This window comes from Agrobacterium tumefaciens (genome assembly GCF_009649785.1).
GTDB classification, from domain to species: Bacteria; Pseudomonadota; Alphaproteobacteria; order Rhizobiales; family Rhizobiaceae; genus Agrobacterium; species Agrobacterium tumefaciens.
Genome location: NZ_WJOK01000011.1, coordinates 67918 through 87838 on the forward strand (window position 1 = coordinate 67918; position 19921 = coordinate 87838).

The following is a 19921-nucleotide window of genomic DNA, read 5'->3' on the forward strand; positions in this document are numbered from 1 at the left end:
CTTCCAACAAGAAAAGCTTATCAGCAATGAATTCCTGAAACCAACACGGATGGCCAAGCGCCAGCCGACAGACGGAGTGTGTCCAGATATGACCTTCTACACGAAAATCAAAGCAGCAGCCTTTGCTGCCGGCATCAGCCTCGCCGCCATCGCCTCCCCGGCCATGGCCGACGAGCAGCACTTTCCTCTGCAAAGCTACCGCGTCGGGCCCTATGCAGCCGGTGGCACGGGCTTTTTCGGCGGATTCATCGATTATCTCAATCTCGTCAACATCAGGGACGGCGGTATCAACGGTGTCAAGCTGACATGGTCCGAAGCCGAAACCCAGTACGAAGTTGAGCGAGGGGTCGAAGCTTATGAACGCCTGAAGAGCAACCCCGGCGTTGCCGCCTGGAACCCGCTGTCGGTCGGCATAGCCTATGCCATGATCGACCGCATCACCCAAGACAAGGTGCCGCTCATTACCATCAACCACGGCCGCACGGATTCGACCGATGGCCGTGTTTTTCCCTATGTTTTCCCGCTGCTGCTCAATCCCTACAGCGAAACCTCCGGCATCGTGAACTACATTGCATCCAAGGAAGGCGGGGTTGGAGGACTGAAGGGCAAGAAGATCGTCGTGCTCTACCACGGCTCTCCCTATGGCAAGGAAACGATCCCGATCTATGACCTGCTGGCCAAGAAGTATGGCTTCGAGCTCCAGCAGATCGAAGTCCCGCATCCGGGCAACGAGCAGCAGTCGCAGTGGCTGACGATCCGCCGTGCCAAGCCGGATTATGTCGTGCTGCGCGGCTGGGGCGTCATGAACCCGGTGGCGTTGAAGACGGCGGCGAAAACTGGTTTCCCGGTGGATCACATCATCGGCAATGTCTGGTCCAACTCGGAAGAGGACGTTATTCCCGCCGGCGATGCGGCCAAGGGCTACACCGCCATCACCACCCAGGCATCAGGTGCCGAATATCCGGTGGTCAAGGAAATCGTGAAAACCGTCTATGACGCCGGCAAGGGCAACCTTGATGACAAGAGCCGCGTCGGCTCCGTCTATCACAATCTCGGTATCGTCAACGGTATCCTTAATGTCGAGGCGGTGCGGATCGCCCAGGAGAAATTCGGCAAGCGCACCCTGACAGGCGACGAAGTTCGCTGGGGCTTCGAGCATCTGCAGCTTGATCCAGCCCGTGTCGAGGCATTGGGCGCCAAGGATCTCTTCCACTCGATCAATGTAACCTGGGATAACCATGAGGGTAACGGCTACGTAACGTTCCAGCAGTGGGACGGCAAGAAGTGGAACGTGGTTTCCGATTGGATCGCACCGGACTGGGCACTGCTGCGCCCGATCATCGAGAAGTCGTCCGAGGCCTATGCGGCTGAAAAGGGCATCAAGCTTCGCACGTCGGAAGATGCGAATTCCGTGACGAACTGATGTTTGCGTGGTCGGACAAGGGTCTCCCCGTGTCCGGCCAAAATATCCCGAAAAGCGCCAAGGAGATCGTGATGACCGATGGGAACAGGCTGCTTGCCGTGGAGGGGCTCCACGCAACCTACAATCATGCCATCACCGCATTGCACGGTGTCACTTTTTCGCTCGGACGGGGGGAGATCCTTGCCGTTCTCGGTGCGAACGGCGCTGGCAAGACGACGACGCTGAAGGCGGTTTCCAACCTCCTTCCGGCCGAACGGGGGCAGGTGCTCGCCGGTCATGCTCTGTTTGACGGTCGTGATGTCACGCGCGAAACCCCGGCAAGCCTTGTCCGTCTCGGTCTTGTGCAGGTGCTCGAAGGTCGCCATTGCTTCAAGACACTGACGGTCGAGGAAAACCTGGTCTCCGGGGGCCTTGGCCGATCCGCCACGCGCACTGAAATCGCGACCGACCTTGAGAAAATTTATACGCATTTCCCGAGACTTAAGGAAAAGCGCCGGGTGCTTTCCGGCCTCACTTCGGGCGGCGAGCAGCAGATGACGGCCATCGGCCGGGCACTGATGTCGCGGCCACGGCTGCTTGTCCTCGACGAACCGTCAATGGGGCTGGCGCCTCTCATCGTGCAGGATATTTTCCGCACGCTGAAGCGCCTTAATCGCGAAGAAGGGCTTTCGATCCTGGTCGCTGAACAAAACTCAGCAGTCGCGCTGACCTATGCCGACCGGGCCATCATTCTGGAAAACGGCGTGAGCGTGCTGTCAGGCACGGCCGCCGAACTCAAGGCGCGCGATGACGTGAAAGCCTTCTATCTGGGCCAGAAGCCAGCCGCGCTCGTCACGCATATTCACTGAAAATCAAAGGAAAGAGGAGACATGGCATGACCATTTCCAACGTGAAGACGAAAGATGCGGCTCAAGGCGTTCCCGCCGTGCCGCGGCCGAGTGAGCCGGCACACATCATCAAGAGCGATGCCGAAGCGATCGAAGTCGCGAAGAAACTCGCCGCCGAAATTGCCCCCGGCGCAGCCATTCGCGATCGCGATCGCATCTGGCCGGTAAAGGAACTCGATGCCTTCTCGCAAAGCGGGCTCTGGTCGATCAACGTGCCGAAGAAGTTCGGCGGTCCTGAAGTCTCCTATGCGACGCTCGCCAAGGTGATCGAGATCGTCTCCGCGGCCGATTCCTCGATTGGCCAGATCGCGCAAAACCATCTCGGCGTCGTTGCCGCGATCCGGACGGTTTCCGATGAGGCTCAGCAGACGCTGCTTTTCGCAGAAGTGCTGCGCGGCACACGCTTCGGCAATGCCTTCTCCGAATTCGGTTCCAAGCGGGCGGCGGACTTCGAAACGAAGTTCGTCGATGCGGGCGACCATGTGATCGTCAACGGCCAGAAATTCTACTCCTCCGGCGCACTTCTCGCCCATCTCGTGCCCATCGTTGCGCTCGATGATGAAGGCCGCGCCTGGTATGCAATTGCCGAGCGAGACGCGCCCGGATTGACCGTCATCGACGACTGGTCATCCTTCGGACAGCGCACGACGCTCTCAGGCACTGTCATCCTCAACAACGTCAAGGTGCCGAAAACCCATCTGGTTCCCGGCTACAAGGGTTATGCGGAACCCACTGCGGATGGTGCGATTTTCCAGATTATCCAGGTCGCGGTGGATACGGGTATAGCGCAGGCGGCAATCGATGAAACCATCTCCTTCGTGCGCACCAAGAGCCGCGCATGGGTGGATAGCGGCGTAGATCATGCCTGGGATGACCCCTACACGATCCAGGCTGTCGGCGATCTGACGCTGCGACTGCATGCGGCCCAGGCGCTGCTTGAAAAAGCCGGTTATGCCATCGATCGCGCCATCCAGAGCCCGAATGCCGACACGGTCGCCGAAGCACAGATCGTGACGGCCGAGGCGAAAATTCTCTCGACAGAGATTGCCATTACGGCGACCAACAAGCTGTTCGAACTTGCAGGCACCCGCTCCACGCTTGCAGAGCATCACCTCGATCGCCATTGGCGCAATGCCCGTACCCACACGCTGCACGATCCGGTCCGGTGGAAATATTCCATCCTCGGCAAGTACTTCCTCAATGGCGAGAAGCCACCGCTTCACGCCTGGAGTTGAGAAAATTTTGGAGGCCGGGGCGCGCAAGGCGCCCCGGTTGGCAATTGATCTTGCTACATCCACCAGCAGTAATGAGATATAGTGACGTGATGAGACGGTGCCCCTCAAGCGCGTTTCCAATCAAGCGCCCCGTAACGAGGAGCTTTGCCGGAAACCTCGGGAACATAGAATAGTGGTGACGATGAGCCTTAAGCACAGGAAGCGGAAAACGCTTTTTAGGGCCTTCCAATCGTGCAGGGCACAGATCTCCTTGGGGAGAACGTAGAGGCAATGAATTCTCTTGTTCCCATAGCTTCTGCCCGCCTGACCGTGGCAGTTGTCGGCGGTGGCTTCACCGGCGCGGCAATGGCAATGCATCTGGTAGCGGGTATCGGATACCCGACTGATACATCCGTTGTCGTCATCGAACCTCGATCGGAGTTGGGCCGTGGCTTGGCCTATAGCGCAACCGATCCGGCGCATCGGGTCAACGTTCCCGCTGCAAGAATGACGTTGTTTCCGGATATTCCCGATGATTTCGAGCGTTATGTTGGCGGTATTCCGACCCGAGACGATGCCGAGCTCATCGGACACGATGGCTTGCCTTATCCCAAGCGGTCTGTCTTCGGCGAATACGTCTCGGCACGGATTCAACCGTTTTTGGATGACGGCCGTATCAGACACTGGCGGACCAAAGCGATCTCGGTGTCACGAAAAGGAAACCGCTATGAGATTGCGGGGTCTGACGGTACAGCGCTCATTGCGGATATAGTCGTGCTGGCCGTCAGCCATCCACCACCTTCTTTGCCTCGGGTGCTTCAGCCCTTCAAAGATGATCCCAAGCTGATTGCGGATGTCACCGTGACCAATGCGATCGACGCCGTCGAGACTGGAGATCGTGTTCTCATCGTCGGAAATGGCTTGACCTCCGCCGATGTGGTTGCCTCGCTCAAGAGACGGGGCCATGTCGGCCAGATAACGTCGTTCTCTCGCAGGGGCTTGCGGTCTCGCGGCCATGGCCCCGTCGGGCAGGAGCCTTTCGGCGATTTCCTGTCTGAACCGTTCACCTCTGCAAGCAAGTTGCTCCATAAGGTTCGCCAAACGCTGCGAGAAGCAGAGGAACGGGGAATGACATGGCATAGCGTCGTGGATGCGCTGAGGGCGCAGGGGAGGGACATATGGGGAAATCTGCCTGTCATTGAGAGACGGCGCGTTGCCCGACACTTGCGGCCGGTCTGGGATGTGCATCGCTTTCGCATCGCGCCGCAAGTCGAGGCTGCTGTGGAGCAGGCGATCGCGAGCGGCCAAATGGATGTCCGGGCTGCCTCGCTTTCTTCCGTGACACGGATAGACGCCGGCTACAGGGTGACGTTGCGACCCCAGCGCGCCAAGTCTCTCGAAACGCTTGACGTCGATGCGATCGTCGTCACCACGGGCCCGGCGCATGGCGGCATTCTTCAAAGCCAAGCCATGCTTCGAGAACTTGAGCAGGCGGGCCTGTTGCAACCCTGCCCGACCGGGCTTGGCATCTTGGTTGATGCCAAGTCTAATCCCGTATCGGCTTCAGGCGAAAGTACGACTTCACTGTTTATTGCCGGGCCGCTTGCACGCGGCACTTTCGGAGAACTAATGGGGCTGCCGCAGGTTACCGAGCATGCAATCTTCGTCGCGCAGCGTGTTCGCGACCTGATCGATGAATGTGGGATCTCGCATCGCACGGGCCAGGCGGTGGAAGGCTGACGGCCCGCTGTTTCTTGAATACATTTCTTCCACTCTTCGAGAGAGCCTTGGGACGATAATTCCATCAAATTCGCCACGCTTTGCGAGGCCCTCAGGACGGTGTACGGTGAAAGCATACAAACGAGCTCCTGGCTCAGGGGGAGCTCGCCCCCTGCTGCCAGCGCGCTGCCTTACGGGAGATGAGACCATGTTCACGCACATCATGATCGGAAGTAATGATCTGGAGCGGTCAAGAAACTTCTACGACGCCACGTTCGCTGCATTGGGCGGCAGGCCCGGCGAGATGGATTCGAGAGGCAGACTGATTTATGTCCACGAAGGCGGACGACTGATGATCACGAAACCGATCGACGGCAAGGCGGCGACCGTTGCCAATGGCGGGACAATCGGAATCGCCGCCCTGAGCCGCGAGCATGTTCTGGCGTGGCACGACGCCGGTGTTATGCACGGCGGCACATCGATCGAGAGCCCGCCGAATGAGCGACCGAACGGGGCCTTCGTCGCTTATCTTCGTGATCCGGACGGACATAAATTGAGCGCACGGTCTCAGCCGACAAAGTAACGCATCGCCAACAGCTGCTGGCATTCTCACAGCTGTTGTGGGTTGGTCTTTCTGCATAACTTTTGCAGCCGGATCTGCCACCACATTAATCGCAATATTACGCTCAACATCCACGCATCTTGGAACCTACCATCGGTGGATTAAGACGGGCAAAGCCCTCCTGACGATGATAGGGGAAATGCGGATATGGCGGCGTCAAGACGCTCGCATTGTCCAGGAGAGCAATCTGATCATCGGTGAGATGCCATCCGACCGCTCCGAGGTTCTGCCGGAGCTGCTCTTCGTTTCGCGCTCCCATGATAATGGAAGACACCGTGGGCCGGCCTGTAAGCCAGTTGAGCGCCACCTGCGCAACTGTTTTGTCGACCTGTCTTGCAACGTCTTCAAGGGCATCAACGACGCGGTAGAGATGCTCCTCATCGACCGGAGGACCAAAGCTTGCGGTTTCGTGAAGACGACTGTTCTCCGGCAGGGGAGCGCCGCGCCTGATCTTTCCCGTAAGCCGCCCCCAGCCAAGCGGACTCCAGACGAGTGCTCCAAGGCCTTGATCCATACCCAGTGGCATCAGATCCCACTCGTAGTCTCGACCGAGAAGGGAATAGTAAACCTGATTGGCAATGTAGCGAGGCCATCCGTACGCGTCGGCAACCGCCAGCGACTTCATGATTTCCCATCCCGAAAAGTTCGAGATGCCGACATAGCGGACCTTTCCCGCACGAACGAGCATATCAAGGGTCGACAAGACTTCTTCGACGGGTGTCCGGGCGTCGTAGGCATGAAGTTGCAGAATGTCTATGTAGTCCGTCCGAAGCCGGCGAAGTGCGTCTTCGACCGATCTGATCAAGCGAAACCTGGAGGAACCCGCATCGTTCGGCCCATCTCCCATAGGCAGGCTGGTCTTCGTCGATATCAGCACGGTCTCGCGACGACCCTCCAGCGCTGCACCCAGCACCTCCTCCGATGCACCGTTCGAGTAGACATCTGCGGTATCGAACAGATTAACGCCTGCTTCAACGCAGATATCGATAAGTCGCCTTGCCTCGGAGACATCGGTCGTGCCCCACGCACTGAAAAGGGGACCTGCCCCTCCAAACGTGCCTGCACCAAAGCTCAGGACCGAGACTTTGAGGCCTGATCGGCCAAGAGAACGATATTCCATCTGGTCTTCCCTTCTTGAGAAATGGAAGCGACTTGCGCCACCTGATGGGGAAGAGATAGGAGATCCGGCTTTCGTGATATAGATTGCGGGCGGGAACAACATTTGTGAAATCAGGGACCAGATGGCTCGAGCGGAAGTCAATCGATCCGGAGAAATGGAAGTCTTCGTGCAGGTTGTCGAGCGCGGTGGCTTCTCGTCAGCTGCTCGCAGCGTCGGAATGACGCCGTCGGCGGTGAGCAAACTGGTCGCGAGACTGGAGGCGCGGCTGGGTACCCGTCTCATCAATCGCTCGACGCGCGTGTTCAAGTTGACTTCGGAAGGCTGCGTCTTTTTCGAGCGCGCCACGCGTATCCTGGCAGACATCGAAGATGCCGAGCGGATCGCGAGTGCGGGTGAGGTGCCCAGTGGCCGCCTCCGCCTGAGCACCAGCGCCTCCTATGCCACCCATGTCCTCGCCGGCATACTCCCGGAATTCCTGGAGCGATATCCTGCGATTACCGTCGATATCGTACAAAGCGACCTTGTCGTCGATCTGCTTGAGGAGCGAGTGGACGTTGCAGTTCGAGCAGGCCCGCTTAAAAGTTCGAGCCTCGTCGCGCGTAGGCTTGGCGATACTGCAATGACAATCGTCGCTGCTCCCTCCTATGTCGACCAGCGTGGCCTTCCCCGGACTATCGAGGAGCTTGAAAGGCATGACAGGATGGGCCTTGGTTACACCCGCTCGATGGATGGCTGGCCGTTAATATCGGCAGGCGCGACGATTTTTGCCCCAGTCGCCGCCCGTGTCCAGGCCAATGACGGCGAGGCGCTGCGACAGCTGGTACTCGCTGGAAATGGAATTGCCCGTCTCGCCAACTTCACCATACGCGATGATTTGAAGGCCGGCCGGCTGGTGCCGTTGCTCGACGAGTATAATCCTGGGGACCGGGAGGAGTTTCATGCCATTCATATCGGGCAGGGTGGCCCGCTGCCTTCCAGAGTGCGCGCTCTTCTTGATTTCCTGGCCAAGCAAGGCAAAGTTACATAGCAGAGAAACCCGCCAATCGGGGAGGATACCCTCGCAGAAACGCGAGTCGACGTCTCGCGTTAGGTTTCTAGCACCGGCATGTTTGTCCCGCGCCGTTGAGCTAAAATGAACTTGATCTGCTCGTGGAGCGCAAAAAATCAGATCTGAAGCGCGTCAAGTCCAAAGGAAAAATCCTGGCCGTCCCGCTCCCTTATGCGGCAAAAGCCGAAGGTCTTTTCATGTAGACGAGCAGTCGTGACACCACATAACTCCTTGCGATCCTGCGTAAAATAGAAGGCCTCGTCCCTGCCAACGAGGCAGTTTGTATTGCGGTGTCAAAACGGACTGACGCTGACGCTACGCGGATTTCAGCCCCACCAGAACCCGACGATCTGTCGCCAATTCCCAATGCCTTCAAATAAGAAATTGCGCACTTTAAAAACAGGCTTGATTGTTTGTAAGTTTAGTGCAGATTTGAGTTATGCCCGGAATGCGGCAGCAAAAACAAATGCACAAAAAGTAGTCGGAACGACACGAGGGAACTGATGGTAACTGGGAAGGAGCTGCAGCAGCCGGCTCGGCGTAAGCGCACGCAAAGTGAGCGGTCTGAGGATACGCGCAAGGCCATTTTCGATGCGACGATTAATCTCCTGTACAAAACGGGTTTCAACAAGACGTCCACTCCCGAAATTGCCCGCAGGGCGGGTGTGTCTCGCGGCGCGCTAACCCATCATTTTAGCAGCAAGGAAGACCTTGTCATCGGCGCTGTTGCCGATGACCTGACCAGCGTCAATCGGCGGCTGGCAGACTTTGCTGAGGCGTTCGGATCCGGTAGCGGCTCGACCGACGAGATCGTCGATTATCTCTGGAAGACGATGTTCGACCGACTGTTCTATGTCACGCTCGAATACCTTCCGGAAGCGCGCCACAATACCGGTTTTCGCAACGGACTCATTCCGGTCGTGCAGGAGTTCCATGACAGGCTGGACGATATCTGGACGGCGCTTGCGACTTATCGCAACGTCGATCCGGCCAGCGTGCGCATCGTCATGAACGCAACCATGTGCCTGATCCGCGGCATGATTGCCCAGACGGTGCTGCGACCGGCGGACCCGACCTATTACGAAAACCTTCTGACGTTCTGGAAACAACAGGTGAGGGCTTATTTTGCAACGCTTGCCGATGATGCGGAGCGCCAGCCATGAAGCCTCTTCTTCAGGTAAAAAATCTCGAGCGCGCTTTTTACGGAGTGCGGGTTCTGAACGGCGTCGACATCGAGGTGATCGACGGGTCGATTACCGGGCTGATCGGGCCGAATGGTGCCGGGAAATCGACGTTTTTTAATTGCATTTCCGGTCTCTACATGCCTGACAGCGGCTCCGTGACCTTTGCGGGCGTCGACATAACCCGCCTCAGCCCGCAGGAAAGAGTGTCGACGGGCCTGGTGCGCACTTTTCAGCTTGCTCGTGGTTTTCCCAAACTCAGCGTTTTCCAGCACCTGATGCTTTATGGTCAGGATCATCCGGGCGAAGGCCTGTTTGCCAGCATCACCGGCAGCGCGGCCGGCAAGCGGCGCGAAGAGCAGCTTGCCGAGGAAGCCATCTCGATTGCCCGCCGGTTGCGCCTCACCCACGTTCTGGACAATCCGGTCACTGCCCTTTCGGGCGGGCAGAAAAAACTGGTGGAAATAGGCCGTGCGCTGATGGCGAAGCCCCGGCTCGTGCTGCTTGACGAGCCGATGGCGGGCGTCAACCCGACGTTGACAGCGGAGATTGCCGATCACTTGCGCAGCCTCAATGCCGATGGTGTCACAATCTGCCTCATCGAACATGACATGAAGCTGATTGGCAGCCTTTGCGACCCGGTCATCGTCATGGCGGAAGGGCGCAAATTGACCGAGGGCAGTTTCGATACCGTCGTCGCCGACGAGCGGGTTCAGGAAGCATATCTGGGCGGAAGGCATTGACGATGTTGAAGGCAGAAGGCCTAGTGGCCGGTTACGGGGCCGCCGAGGAAATTCTCAAAGGCGCATCGGTCGAGGTGCATGCGGGCGAGATCGTTACAATCATCGGCCCCAACGGCGCGGGGAAATCAACCCTGCTAAAGGCGATCGCCGGGCTGGTTCCGCTGAAAGGCGGCAGCGTGGTGATGAATGGTGCGGATTTGACCAGAAAAGATGCGTTGGGCAGATCGAAAGCCGGCCTCGCCTTTGTGATGCAGGAAAAAAACGTTTTTGGTACCATGTCGGTAGCGGAAAATCTCGAGATCGCCAGCTTCGGTAATCCTTCCGGCATGTCGCAAAGGCGCGAGAGCGTCTATGGTCGTTATCCCATCCTTGCTGACAAGCGCAAAGCGCTTGCGCGTACACTGTCCGGTGGCCAGCGGCAATTGCTGGCAATGGGAATGGGCCTGATGACCGAGCCGAAGCTTTTGCTGCTGGACGAGCCGACGGCCGGGCTTTCCCCGAAGGCGGCTGAAGAGCTGTTTCAGGCTATCATCGAACTGAACCAGTCCGGGCTGCCCGTGCTGATGGTCGAGCAGCACGCTCTTGAGGCGCTCGAAATATCAACACGCGGCTACGTCATCGTCACCGGTCGCAACGCCGCCACCGGCGGCGGCCCGGAACTCGCCGCCGACCCCGAAATCCGTCGCCTGTTTCTGGGTGGCTGACATCGAATTGCCTGACATTCATTATTAAAAAAAAGGGAACAACGCATGAGCAGCTTTAAAATCAATCGTCGTGGTTTCATGGGCAGCGTCGCTGGTCTGGCCGCAACCGGCCTGTTGTCGCAGGGCGTTCTGGCGCAGACAGGCCCGATCCGGCTTGGCGCGCTAACGCCGTTGACCGGTTCCGGCGGTCCATACGGCCCGGTCATGGTCAAGGCCATCCAGGCTGTTGCCGCCGAGGTCAACAATGCAGGCGGTGTCCTCGGTCGTCAGATCGAAATCATTTCCGAAGACGACCAGACCAACCCCGAGGCGGGGGTGCGCGCCGCCCGCAAACTGGTGGATGTCGACAAGGTTTCGGCGATCCTCGGCACATGGGCATCCTCCGTCACCACAGCCGTTGCGCCGATCTGCTGGGAATCCGGTACATTGCTTGCCACCGTATCGGGTGCCGACGCCATCACCGCGCTGCCGCACCAGGGTTACATCATCCGCACCCAGCCGACGACCATTCTTCAGGGCCGCAAATTCGGCGAATTCGCCGTCGAACAGGGCGTGAAGAAGCTATTCTTCTTCTCGCCACAGACGCCGTTTGCCGAAAGCCAGTTTAACAACATAACCGCCGCCGTGACAGCTGCGGGCGGTGAAACCAAATCGATGATCTATGACGACAAGAAGCCCTCCTATCGCAGTGAGGTCGACGAGATGCTCGCCTATGAGCCTGACGTCATCGTGCTTGGCGGTTACGCAGCCGATACGACCGTTCTGCTGAAGGACATCTACCGCTCCGGCTACGAAGGCAAAAAAATCGCCTTCGCCTATTCGGTGAACCAGAAGCTGATCGACAGTGTCCCGGCGGAAATAGTGGAAGGCATCTACACAATTGCGCCTTCACCCGCGCAGTCGTCCACCGCTTACAAGCGGCTTGTGTCGCTGATCGGCGTCGAAAATCCCGATCCCTACACAACGCAGGTCTATGACCAGACCAATCTCATCATCATGGCGATGGCTAAGGCTGGTGCAGCGGACGGAAAATCCATTCGCGACGCCATCCGTTCGGTCTCCCAGGGCAAGGACGGCGAAATCGTGGATAACGCGCTCGATGGCCTAAAGCTGATCGCCGCCGGCAAGGCCGTCAATTACGAGGGCGCCTCCGGCCCCTGTGACTTTACCGACACCGGCGACATTTCCGACAGCCAGTTCCGCTACGAACAGGTGGAAGACGGCAAGCTCAAGCTGCTGAAAATCGCGTGAGGCATTGATGACAACCCTCGCTCAGGCGATACTCAACGGGATGATGACGGGAATGCTCATCGCTATTCCCGCCCTTGGCCTCACGGCGATCTTTGCCGTGCTGCGTTATGTCAACTTTGCCATAGGGGCCTATGCCACGGTTGGCGCTTTTGCAGCCTGGTATGTCAATACCAGGCTGGGGCTAGGTGTGTTCCCATCGGCGCTCGTCGCCTTCGTGGCGGGCGGGATCGTCGGTCTCGTGGCAGAGCAGACGGCGCTCGCAAGGCTTCGGCCATCGGGCGCACTGGCCGTGGCCATCGCCTCAATTGCCGTCAATCTCATTCTCGAAAATGTCATCCGCTTCATTTTCGGCAATGATCTTCAGGGCTTCGATCTGCCTGTCGCACGCGACTGGCGTTTTTCCGGCCTGCGCCTCGGCCCGCAGCAGCTGCAGACGGCGGCGATCGCCATTGCCATCATGGCAGCGGTGTTTCTCTTCCTGCGGTTCACACGCTTCGGCAAAGCCATGCGGGCAGTGGCAGATAATCCCGATCTCGGCAGATTGCTGGGAATGGATCCCTCGCGCATCGCCATGATCACCGTTGCTCTCGGTGCAGGGCTGGCGGGCGTTGGCGGTGTGCTGCTCGGCCTCGATACGGCCATCGATCCGATGACCGGCTCCCGCCTGCTCTTGTCCATCTTCGCCGCCGCCGTGCTGGGCGGGCTCGGCTCGATCCCCGGCGCCGTCGTCGGCGCGGTGATGATCGGCATCGGCGAGGAACTGGCCGTTCTCGTGCTGCCCGCCACCTATCGTTCCGCCGTCGGTTTCGCGACAATCCTGCTTATCCTGTCGCTGCGGCCTGCGGGAATACTGGGTGAAAGGAACACCTGATGCTGTCATATCTGCTTTTCACGCTCACGCTCGGCGGGATTTACGGTCTGCTGGCGCTCAGCCTCAATCTCATCTGGGGTGGCGTGGGCATGGTCAATCTGGGGCTTGCCGGCTTTTTCGCCGTGGGTGCGTATGTTTCGGCACTGGTGGCGATAGCGGGGGTTCCGCTGCCGCTGGCAATGCTGCTCGCCTGCGTCATCGGCGCGCTGGCAGGCGTCATCGCCACCTTTGCAACCATTCGCCTGCGCGGCGACTACCTCGCCATCGTCACGCTCGGCTTTGCGGAGGTGGTGCGCATGGTCGCGCTGAACGAACGCTGGCTTACCCGCGGTTCCGACGGCATTTCCGGCATTCCGGCACCCTTCCGGGCCGAACTCGGCATAGACGGTTTCAACCTGTTCTATCTCGCGCTCGTCAGCGTCATCGTTCTCATCGTCTTCTTCGCCATGCGACGCATCGATGGATCGCCCTTCGGGCGTGTTCTCAAAGCTATTCGCGAGGACCAGGAACTGGCGACATTCGCGGGCAAATATGTGACCCGCTTCAAGATCCAGACCTTCGCGCTTTCCGCAGCGATCGCCGGACTTGCGGGCGCACTCTACGGACATTTCCAGACCTATATCTCGCCCGACCACTTCCAGCCGCTGATTACAATTTACATCTTTCTGGCTGTCACCGCAGGCGGTGTCGGCCGGCCGCTCGGCGCGCTGGCCGGCGCTTACCTCGTCGTATTCTTCCTTGAGGCGACACGCTTCCTTGGAGAAATCTTTCCCGGCCTCCAGCCTGGACAAGTCGCCGCGGTGCGCGAAATTCTCGTCGGACTGGCGCTTCTGGGCGTGCTGCATCTTCGCCCGCAGGGTCTTTTGCCCGAACGTATCGCCCCCGCACCCAAAACGGAGACATCACCTTGACCAATCTTCTCGCGGCTCTTTCAAGCCCCGGACAGCCGCAAACGCTGTATAGGGCGCTGGAAAAACACCTCTCGGAAACCATCGGCTTCCGCCTCTTCACTCTCCTCTACCGGGACGGTCAGGAGGTCGCCCGTGTTTATTCGACCAACGAAGAGGCTTACCCCGTCTTCGGCCGCAAACAGATGGGGCCAACGCCTTGGGGTGAAAAGGTAATAGATCGCCAGGAGGCATTTCTAGGTCCCGACAGAGAAGCCATCATCTGGGCCTTTTACGATCACGACCTGATTTTCAGCCTCGGACTTGGCGCGGTCATCAATATTCCCGTCGTTTACGATGGCGAGACAATCGGCACCATGAACCTGCTCGACAAAAGCGGCGCTTACACGCAGGAGCATCTGCGCCAGGCGCAGGCCGTGGCGCCGCTTCTCATCCCCGCCTATCTGGAAGCGCGTCGTCGCTGATACTTTCCCAGGAATGAACCTATGACTGCTATTATTTTCGAAAATGCCCGCATCGTCGATGGCACCGCCGACCGCCCGTCCGAACCCGTTCAGGTTCTGGTTGAGGGCGGTTCCATCCGCGAGGTGGAAAAGAACATTGCCTCTGCCTCGGCGCAGCGCATCGACCTTTCCGGCAAGACGCTGATGCCAGGCCTGATCGATGCTCACGTTCACGTCGTTGCCTCAACCGCCGATCTCGGCCAGAATGGCATGCTGCCAGATGCGCTGGTGACGGTGCGCGCCTTCAAAATCATGGGCGAGATGCTGGCGCGAGGGTTTACTACCGTTCGCGATGTTGGCGGTGCAACCTCCGGTCTCGTGGCCGCAACCCTTGAGGCCGCATGGCCCACACCACGCCTGAACATTTCCGGCAAGGCGCTGGCCCAGACGGGGGGCCACTGTGATTATCGCGGTCCCTATAATGACGACCAGACGCGCACACGCGGCTTTGCGCTCGGTGCGTTGGGCCGCATCTGTGACGGCGTGCCGGACGTGCGAAAAGCGGCGCGCGAAGAACTGAAGAGCGGCGCGAACTTCATCAAGATCATGGCCAATGGCGGCGTATCTTCGCCCACGGATCCCATTCATTTCCTCGGTTTTTCCCGCGAAGAAATCCTTGCCGTCGTTGAGGAAGCTGAAAATGCCGGAACCTATGTTTCGGCCCATCTTTATACTGACCAGGCCATTCGCCGCGCGGTGGAGTGCGGTGTTCACTCGCTCGAACATTGCAACCTCATCGGCAGCGAAACGGCAAAATTTGCCGCCGAAAAAGGTGCTTTCGCCGTCCCGACGCTTGTTACCTATGACAAATTGTCCAGCGAAGGCGCCGCCATGGGGCTGCCTGCCGCCTCCATCGCAAAGGTAGATGACGTGCGTCTGGCAGGCATGGAATCGCTGACCATCATGCGTGAGGCCGGGCTGCAAATGGCCTATGGCAGCGATCTGCTTGGCGGCATGCATGTTTATCAGTCGGAAGAATTCGTTATTCGCGGGCGTGTCCTGCCAGCAGTAGATGTTATCGCATCGGCAACGCATATCGCAGCCCGCCTGTTGCGCATGGAAGGCAAAATCGGCGCAGTTTCGCCGGGGGCTTATGCCGACCTGATTGTGGTCGACGGCAACCCTCTCGAGGATCTCACATTGCTGACCCATCAGGGCGCATATATGCCAATGATCATGAAGGCTGGTGTCTTCATCAAGCGCTGATTGCCTGTTGCCGACTTCAGCTGACATTCTGTACGCCCGACCAAGGCCGGGCGTCTAACAGTCCGGGGTCTTGCGCGCCCGATAAGCCGCGAGGGCTTCGCGTCATTCTGCCGAGCGCTTGCGAGCTCGGCTCGCGATTGCCGCTACGAAATGCGCACTGGCTTCGTCGTCCAGAACCATAACCGCACCTAAGACACGCGCAAAAATCGGCAGGCCGCGTCTTCGACCGCGACGGCTAACAAGGGATCGTGGGGGCGACACCCAGTCGGAAGCAATCTCGTCGGACATTATTTGATGCCGAACCCCAGGCGACGCAATGTCTGGCTCAGTTCCGCGCGACCCTTCAGGGCATCGGTGTCCTTGACGCGCTGTGCAATGGGCGCTGTCCAGCCGTTTTGTGGCAGGCCCTGTTTTTCCTGAAACGTCTTAAGCACCGCGTCATAGGAATCGAGATCATCCCGTGCGGCATCCGAATAGGTTTCATGAAACAGGATGGAAGATTGTGGCAGGCGCGGTTTGACGTCAGTCTTCACGTTCGGGTCGGGATAGCCCACGGTAAGGCCAAAGACAGCAACCGTCTCGGCGGGCAGGTTCAGTTCGCGGGATACGTCTTCCGGTCTGTTGCGAATACCGCCAACGTAGCAGGAACCAAGACCGAGTGAATCGATAGCGGCAACAGCGTTCTGCGCAGCCAGTGCCGCATCGATGGCACCGATTAGGAAGCTTTCCAGGTAATCCAACCCTTCTGCGTTGTTGCCATGGTTTGAAGCGACCGTTCGCAGCCGCTTGAGGTCTATTAGCCAGACGAGGAAAACAGGTGCATCCTTAATATGGGCGTTGCCGCCCGTGAAACCCGCCAGTCGTGCCTTGCGCTCCTTGTCCTGCACCGCCACCACACTCCACGCCTGAAGATTGGATGATGTCGGGGCAGATTGCGCGGCTGCGACCAGAAGTTCCAGGCTGCCCTCCGGCAGAGCCTTCGGCAAATAGGCGCGAGCGGTACGGTGGTTCAGCAAGGCGTCGATCGTATCATTCCAGAAAGGCGGAGAAAAATCGGCCTGCGTTCCGTAACGGGCCTCGACGCGCTGCTGTGGGATTTCCGGTTTGGCGATCGGTCTGGACAGGGTCATCGGGTGAAACTCCATAAAGTTGGGCGCGGGAGGATGGGCTCGAGGTGCGGATTAGAAGAGCTGCGAAATACTCGCCATTTGATATGCCTCGCCAAGGTATCTGCCGAGCAATGTCCTTCTCATTTGCGATTTTTCGATGAAACAACATTTCTGCAGGAGGTCTGAAACGACCGTCGGCAAGATTTATTCGCATTTCACCATGGGTTCCAGAGACGCAACGAAGATCCAGATCAATGCCGTCATCCAGCGCAATTTTTGGTGCCCCGTTCCCTATGTATCGGAATAAAATTCCGCAAGTAACGATTTCTTTGGGCGACAGGAAGAATTTTCTTCTTAGTAATGCGCTGCTTTGCCCTGATGCTTTCCTCATCGAAACGACGTTTTCAAACGGGGATTTTCATGACGATAGGACGCCGCCAGTTCAACAAAATGCTTCTTCTGGCAACGGCAGGAACGGCCCTGCCGGGTTCGGTCTTCGCCGCAAGTGGCGATGCGAGCCGGCCCGTCTCCGGCGGCACGCTTAAGCTGCTCTATCGTGTCGATCCCGGCAACGCACTTTTCGCCATCAACACATCGTCAGGCACGGGGCAGGCGATCGGCCCGAAGATCGTTGAAGGTCTACTGACATTCGATTTCGACCTCAATCCGCAGCCCTTGCTGGCAACGGAATGGTCCGTTTCCGACGATCATCTGCGCTATACGTTCAAACTCAGGCCCAACGTGAAATGGCATGACGGCAAAGATTTTACATCGGAAGACGTTGCCTTTTCGATTTTCCGCCTCAAGGAGGCGCATCCGCGAGGCCGCATCACGTACCAGAACGTTCAGGCGGTGGAGACGCCGGATCCCCTCACTGCCATTATCGTTCTGTCCAAACCGGCACCGTTTCTGATTGCTGCGCAATCGAGTTCGGAATCGCCTATCGTGCCGAAGCATATTTTCGAAAAGCTGAAGCCGGCCGATGGCCAGACGCTTCAGACCGCTGTCGGCACCGGCCCCTTCAAACTGACTGAATGGACGCCGGGGAGCCATCTGATCTTCGATCGAAATCCCGATTATTGGGATCCCGGCAAACCTTATCTCGACCGTATCATCCTTCGCATCATCACCGACCCGGCCGCACGGGCCGTGGCGCTGGAAACGGGTGAAGTCGATCTTGGCGACAACCCCGTGCCGCTGGCGGATCTCGAACGGCTGAAGCAGAACCCCGATCTCGTTCTGGATACGAACACCTATGCCTATGCGGGTCCGCAGCAGCAGTTGTTCTTCAATTACGATAACGAAATCTTCCGCAAGAAAGATGTGCGTCTCGCCATTGCGAAGGCGATCAACCTCGATGAAATCGTCAATGTGGCGCTCTTCGGTTATGCGCAGATATCACCCAGCCCCGTCAGCACGGCCCTTCCCAACTGGTATGATGCTTCGGTCAAAGCATATGCCTACGACCCGAAAGAAGCGGAAAAGTTACTCGATGCGGCGGGATATCCGCGCAAGAAGGACGGCAAGCGTTTTCCCGTGCGGTTGACCTACAATTCGTATCTGACGCCGGGCTATGCCGATGTTCTTCGCAGCCAGCTCGAAAAGATCGGGATTGCCGTCGAAATCCGCAAATACGACCTGCCGACCTATCTGAAAACTGTCTACACGGACCGTGCCTTCGATCTGGTGGTGGAATCCCTCTCCAACACCTTCGACCCGTCGCTCGGCATACAGCGAGCCTATTGGAGCAAGAATTTCAAGATCGGACTGCCATTTTCCAATGCGGCAAACTACGCCAATCCGGAGGCGGATGCGCTTCTTGAGGCGGCCGCCATCGAACCGGATCCCAAGAAGCGCTGGGTAACCTGGAGCAAGTTCCAGCATCTCATCCATGACGACGTCGCCTCCGTCGATCTCGTAGCGGCGGGAAGCCAGATCGTGGCGCACAAGCGGGTCAGGAACTACGTCACCGGCGCGCAAGGGCTGAACTGGAGTTTCGGCGACCTATGGCTCGATCCGACCGCTTGAAACCAGATGCGAAAAACCAGAATTTGTCAGGAGGATATGAAATGTCCGTACATGCTGTAACCAAAGACCGCCTCATCGAGTGGCTGAGAGATGGCAAGGAACTTGCCGTTCTCGACGTTCGCTCCGCAGGGGAGGTGGGGTATGCTTCGCCGCTGTTTGCGACCAACCTTCCGGGTGAAAGCCTGGATACCGAAATCGACCGCTTCATTCCGCGCCCTGCCGTGCGGACGGTTCTTGTTGATGACGGGGAGGGCAGTGCCGAGCGGGCGGCGGAACGGCTTGCCGCCAAAGGATGGAGCGATATTCATTTTCTCCGTGGTGGAATCCCGGCGTGGAACGAGGGCGGCCTAGACGCCCTGCCGACATTCGATATTCCCGGCGTTCCTTTCGCCCAAAAGGTGAGAAGTGAAAAGAACACGCCAGTGGTTTTCGCCCGCGAACTGAAGGCGTGGCAGGAAGCCGGCGAGGACGTTGTCGTCATCGACACCCGCACAATAGCGGAATATGAAAAGGCGCACGTGCCGGGCGCCATCGGCGTACCCGGTGCCGAACTTCTGCTGCGTTTTTCCGACCTCGTGCCATCACCCGACACAAGGGTTGTCGTTTCCTGCGCGGGCCTTCCGCGCGCTATCCTCGGGGCGCAGACGTTGATCGACGCCGGTGTTGAAAACGATGTCAGCTATTTGCACGATGGGACGCGCGGCTGGACAGATGACGGATTTGAACTGGAAACGGGGCTTTCACGGATCTATGCGCTTGCCAGTGACAACGCGAAAGATGCCGCAAGGGCGCGCCTGGAAACACTCTCCCACAATGACGAACTGCTGTTTATCGATCGGGCAACAGCCGAAACGTGGCGGCGTGACACGACCCGAACGACTTATTTTCTCGACGTTCGAACGCCGGAAGAGTTCGCGGCGTCCCATCTGCAAGGTTCGATTTCGTCGGAAGGCGGGCAGCTTCTTGGTGTTGCCTATCGCACAATTGCCGTGCGCGGAGCGCGGGTCATTCTCGTGGACGACCTGCTTGGTGCACGCGCCAGGGTCGTGGCGCATTGGCTGCAACGTCGCGGTTTCGAAATCGCTCTTCATCTGCACGACTTCGAACAGGGTGTCGAAGCGGCAGCCGCTTAGGCCGACTTGTTTTTTGCGAGCGTTTATTGAGACAGGAATTCGCCAGGCCGGAAAGATAGCCGGCACGCTGGCCTTGGCAGACGAACAGCCTCGATAAAGCTGCCGAGTATTTCTATCTCCAGACGGATCCAATCATGAAGCGCGATGTCGCAAGCATCCAGCAAACCATATCGCGCTAGGAGTAACGGATGAGCTTCCAACACTTCGACCCTTCGGGGATGCGGTCGTCTCAGGGGATCGGTTAAGGATGT

At 58.4% G+C, this 19921-nt stretch carries 18 protein-coding genes; 16 read left to right on the plus strand and 2 right to left on the minus strand.

What is annotated here, in order from left to right; all coding sequences use genetic code 11:
• The first annotated feature begins 88 nt into the window (after nt 1–88).
• The 5 genes from GH784_RS13675 to GH784_RS13695 all read left to right on the plus strand — a co-directional run bounded on the left by GH784_RS13675 (nt 89) and on the right by GH784_RS13695 (nt 5826).
• On the plus strand, nt 89–1423 hold the full coding sequence (locus GH784_RS13675) for an ABC transporter substrate-binding protein (protein WP_194842967.1): 1335 nt from the start codon (nt 89–91) through the stop codon (nt 1421–1423).
• A 71-nt stretch (nt 1424–1494) separates the two neighbouring features.
• Complete coding sequence (locus GH784_RS13680; protein ID WP_153793514.1) at nt 1495–2271, plus strand: ABC transporter ATP-binding protein; 777 nt, start codon at nt 1495–1497, stop codon at nt 2269–2271.
• A 26-nt stretch (nt 2272–2297) separates the two neighbouring features.
• Nucleotides 2298–3545 (plus strand): SfnB family sulfur acquisition oxidoreductase, encoded by a 1248-nt coding sequence (locus GH784_RS13685; protein WP_025591738.1) that lies wholly within the window; start codon nt 2298–2300, stop codon nt 3543–3545.
• 270 nt (nt 3546–3815) lie between these two features.
• Nucleotides 3816–5264 (plus strand): FAD/NAD(P)-binding protein, encoded by a 1449-nt coding sequence (locus tag GH784_RS13690; RefSeq protein ID WP_153793515.1) that lies wholly within the window; start codon nt 3816–3818, stop codon nt 5262–5264.
• Between the two features lie 187 nt (nt 5265–5451).
• On the plus strand, nt 5452–5826 hold the full coding sequence (locus GH784_RS13695; RefSeq protein ID WP_111801393.1) for a VOC family protein: 375 nt from the start codon (nt 5452–5454) through the stop codon (nt 5824–5826).
• Nucleotides 5827–5929: 103 nt separating this feature from the next.
• Here the strand turns inward: GH784_RS13695 and GH784_RS13700 are convergent, their stop codons facing one another.
• Nucleotides 5930–6985, minus strand: a complete 1056-nt coding sequence (locus GH784_RS13700; RefSeq protein WP_153793516.1) for an aldo/keto reductase — start codon at nt 6983–6985, stop codon at nt 5930–5932.
• Between the two features lie 121 nt (nt 6986–7106).
• Between GH784_RS13700 and GH784_RS13705 the strand changes: the two genes are divergently transcribed.
• The 9 genes from GH784_RS13705 to GH784_RS13745 all read left to right on the plus strand — a co-directional run bounded on the left by GH784_RS13705 (nt 7107) and on the right by GH784_RS13745 (nt 15400).
• Nucleotides 7107–8012, plus strand: a complete 906-nt coding sequence (locus GH784_RS13705) for a LysR family transcriptional regulator (protein WP_153793517.1) — start codon at nt 7107–7109, stop codon at nt 8010–8012.
• A 524-nt stretch (nt 8013–8536) separates the two neighbouring features.
• Nucleotides 8537–9196, plus strand: coding sequence for a TetR/AcrR family transcriptional regulator (locus GH784_RS13710; protein WP_060641948.1), 660 nt, complete (start codon nt 8537–8539; stop codon nt 9194–9196).
• Nucleotides 9193–9957: an ABC transporter ATP-binding protein gene (locus GH784_RS13715; protein ID WP_153793518.1), complete on the plus strand. Its 765-nt coding sequence runs from the start codon at nt 9193–9195 to the stop codon at nt 9955–9957. Before GH784_RS13710 ends, GH784_RS13715 begins: the two co-directional genes overlap by 4 nt.
• Nucleotides 9958–9959: 2 nt before the next feature.
• The gene (locus tag GH784_RS13720; protein WP_003519309.1) at nt 9960–10661 is read left to right on the plus strand and encodes an ABC transporter ATP-binding protein; all 702 of its coding nucleotides are present in this window, start codon (nt 9960–9962) and stop codon (nt 10659–10661) included.
• A gap of 45 nt (nt 10662–10706) precedes the next feature.
• Nucleotides 10707–11912: an ABC transporter substrate-binding protein gene (locus tag GH784_RS13725; RefSeq protein ID WP_153793519.1), complete on the plus strand. Its 1206-nt coding sequence runs from the start codon at nt 10707–10709 to the stop codon at nt 11910–11912.
• Nucleotides 11913–11919: 7 nt separating this feature from the next.
• Complete coding sequence (locus GH784_RS13730) at nt 11920–12783, plus strand: branched-chain amino acid ABC transporter permease (RefSeq protein ID WP_019567206.1); 864 nt, start codon at nt 11920–11922, stop codon at nt 12781–12783.
• Nucleotides 12783–13694, plus strand: a complete 912-nt coding sequence (locus tag GH784_RS13735) for a branched-chain amino acid ABC transporter permease (protein WP_019567207.1) — start codon at nt 12783–12785, stop codon at nt 13692–13694. The genes GH784_RS13730 and GH784_RS13735 overlap by 1 nt, the downstream gene beginning before the upstream one ends.
• Entirely contained in the window at nt 13691–14155 is a 465-nt protein-coding gene (locus tag GH784_RS13740; RefSeq protein ID WP_153793520.1) for a GAF domain-containing protein, read from the plus strand. The genes GH784_RS13735 and GH784_RS13740 overlap by 4 nt, the downstream gene beginning before the upstream one ends.
• 21 nt (nt 14156–14176) lie before the next feature.
• The gene (locus GH784_RS13745; protein ID WP_003519303.1) at nt 14177–15400 is read left to right on the plus strand and encodes a metal-dependent hydrolase family protein; all 1224 of its coding nucleotides are present in this window, start codon (nt 14177–14179) and stop codon (nt 15398–15400) included.
• 287 nt (nt 15401–15687) lie between these two features.
• Here the strand turns inward: GH784_RS13745 and GH784_RS13750 are convergent, their stop codons facing one another.
• Nucleotides 15688–16530 (minus strand): NADPH-dependent oxidoreductase, encoded by an 843-nt coding sequence (locus tag GH784_RS13750; protein WP_003519301.1) that lies wholly within the window; start codon nt 16528–16530, stop codon nt 15688–15690.
• A 399-nt stretch (nt 16531–16929) separates the two neighbouring features.
• Between GH784_RS13750 and GH784_RS13755 the strand changes: the two genes are divergently transcribed.
• Complete coding sequence (locus tag GH784_RS13755) at nt 16930–18537, plus strand: ABC transporter substrate-binding protein (protein ID WP_112402037.1); 1608 nt, start codon at nt 16930–16932, stop codon at nt 18535–18537.
• Between the two features lie 41 nt (nt 18538–18578).
• On the plus strand, nt 18579–19670 hold the full coding sequence (locus GH784_RS13760; RefSeq protein WP_003519294.1) for a rhodanese-like domain-containing protein: 1092 nt from the start codon (nt 18579–18581) through the stop codon (nt 19668–19670).
• The last annotated feature ends 251 nt before the right edge of the window (nt 19671–19921 follow it).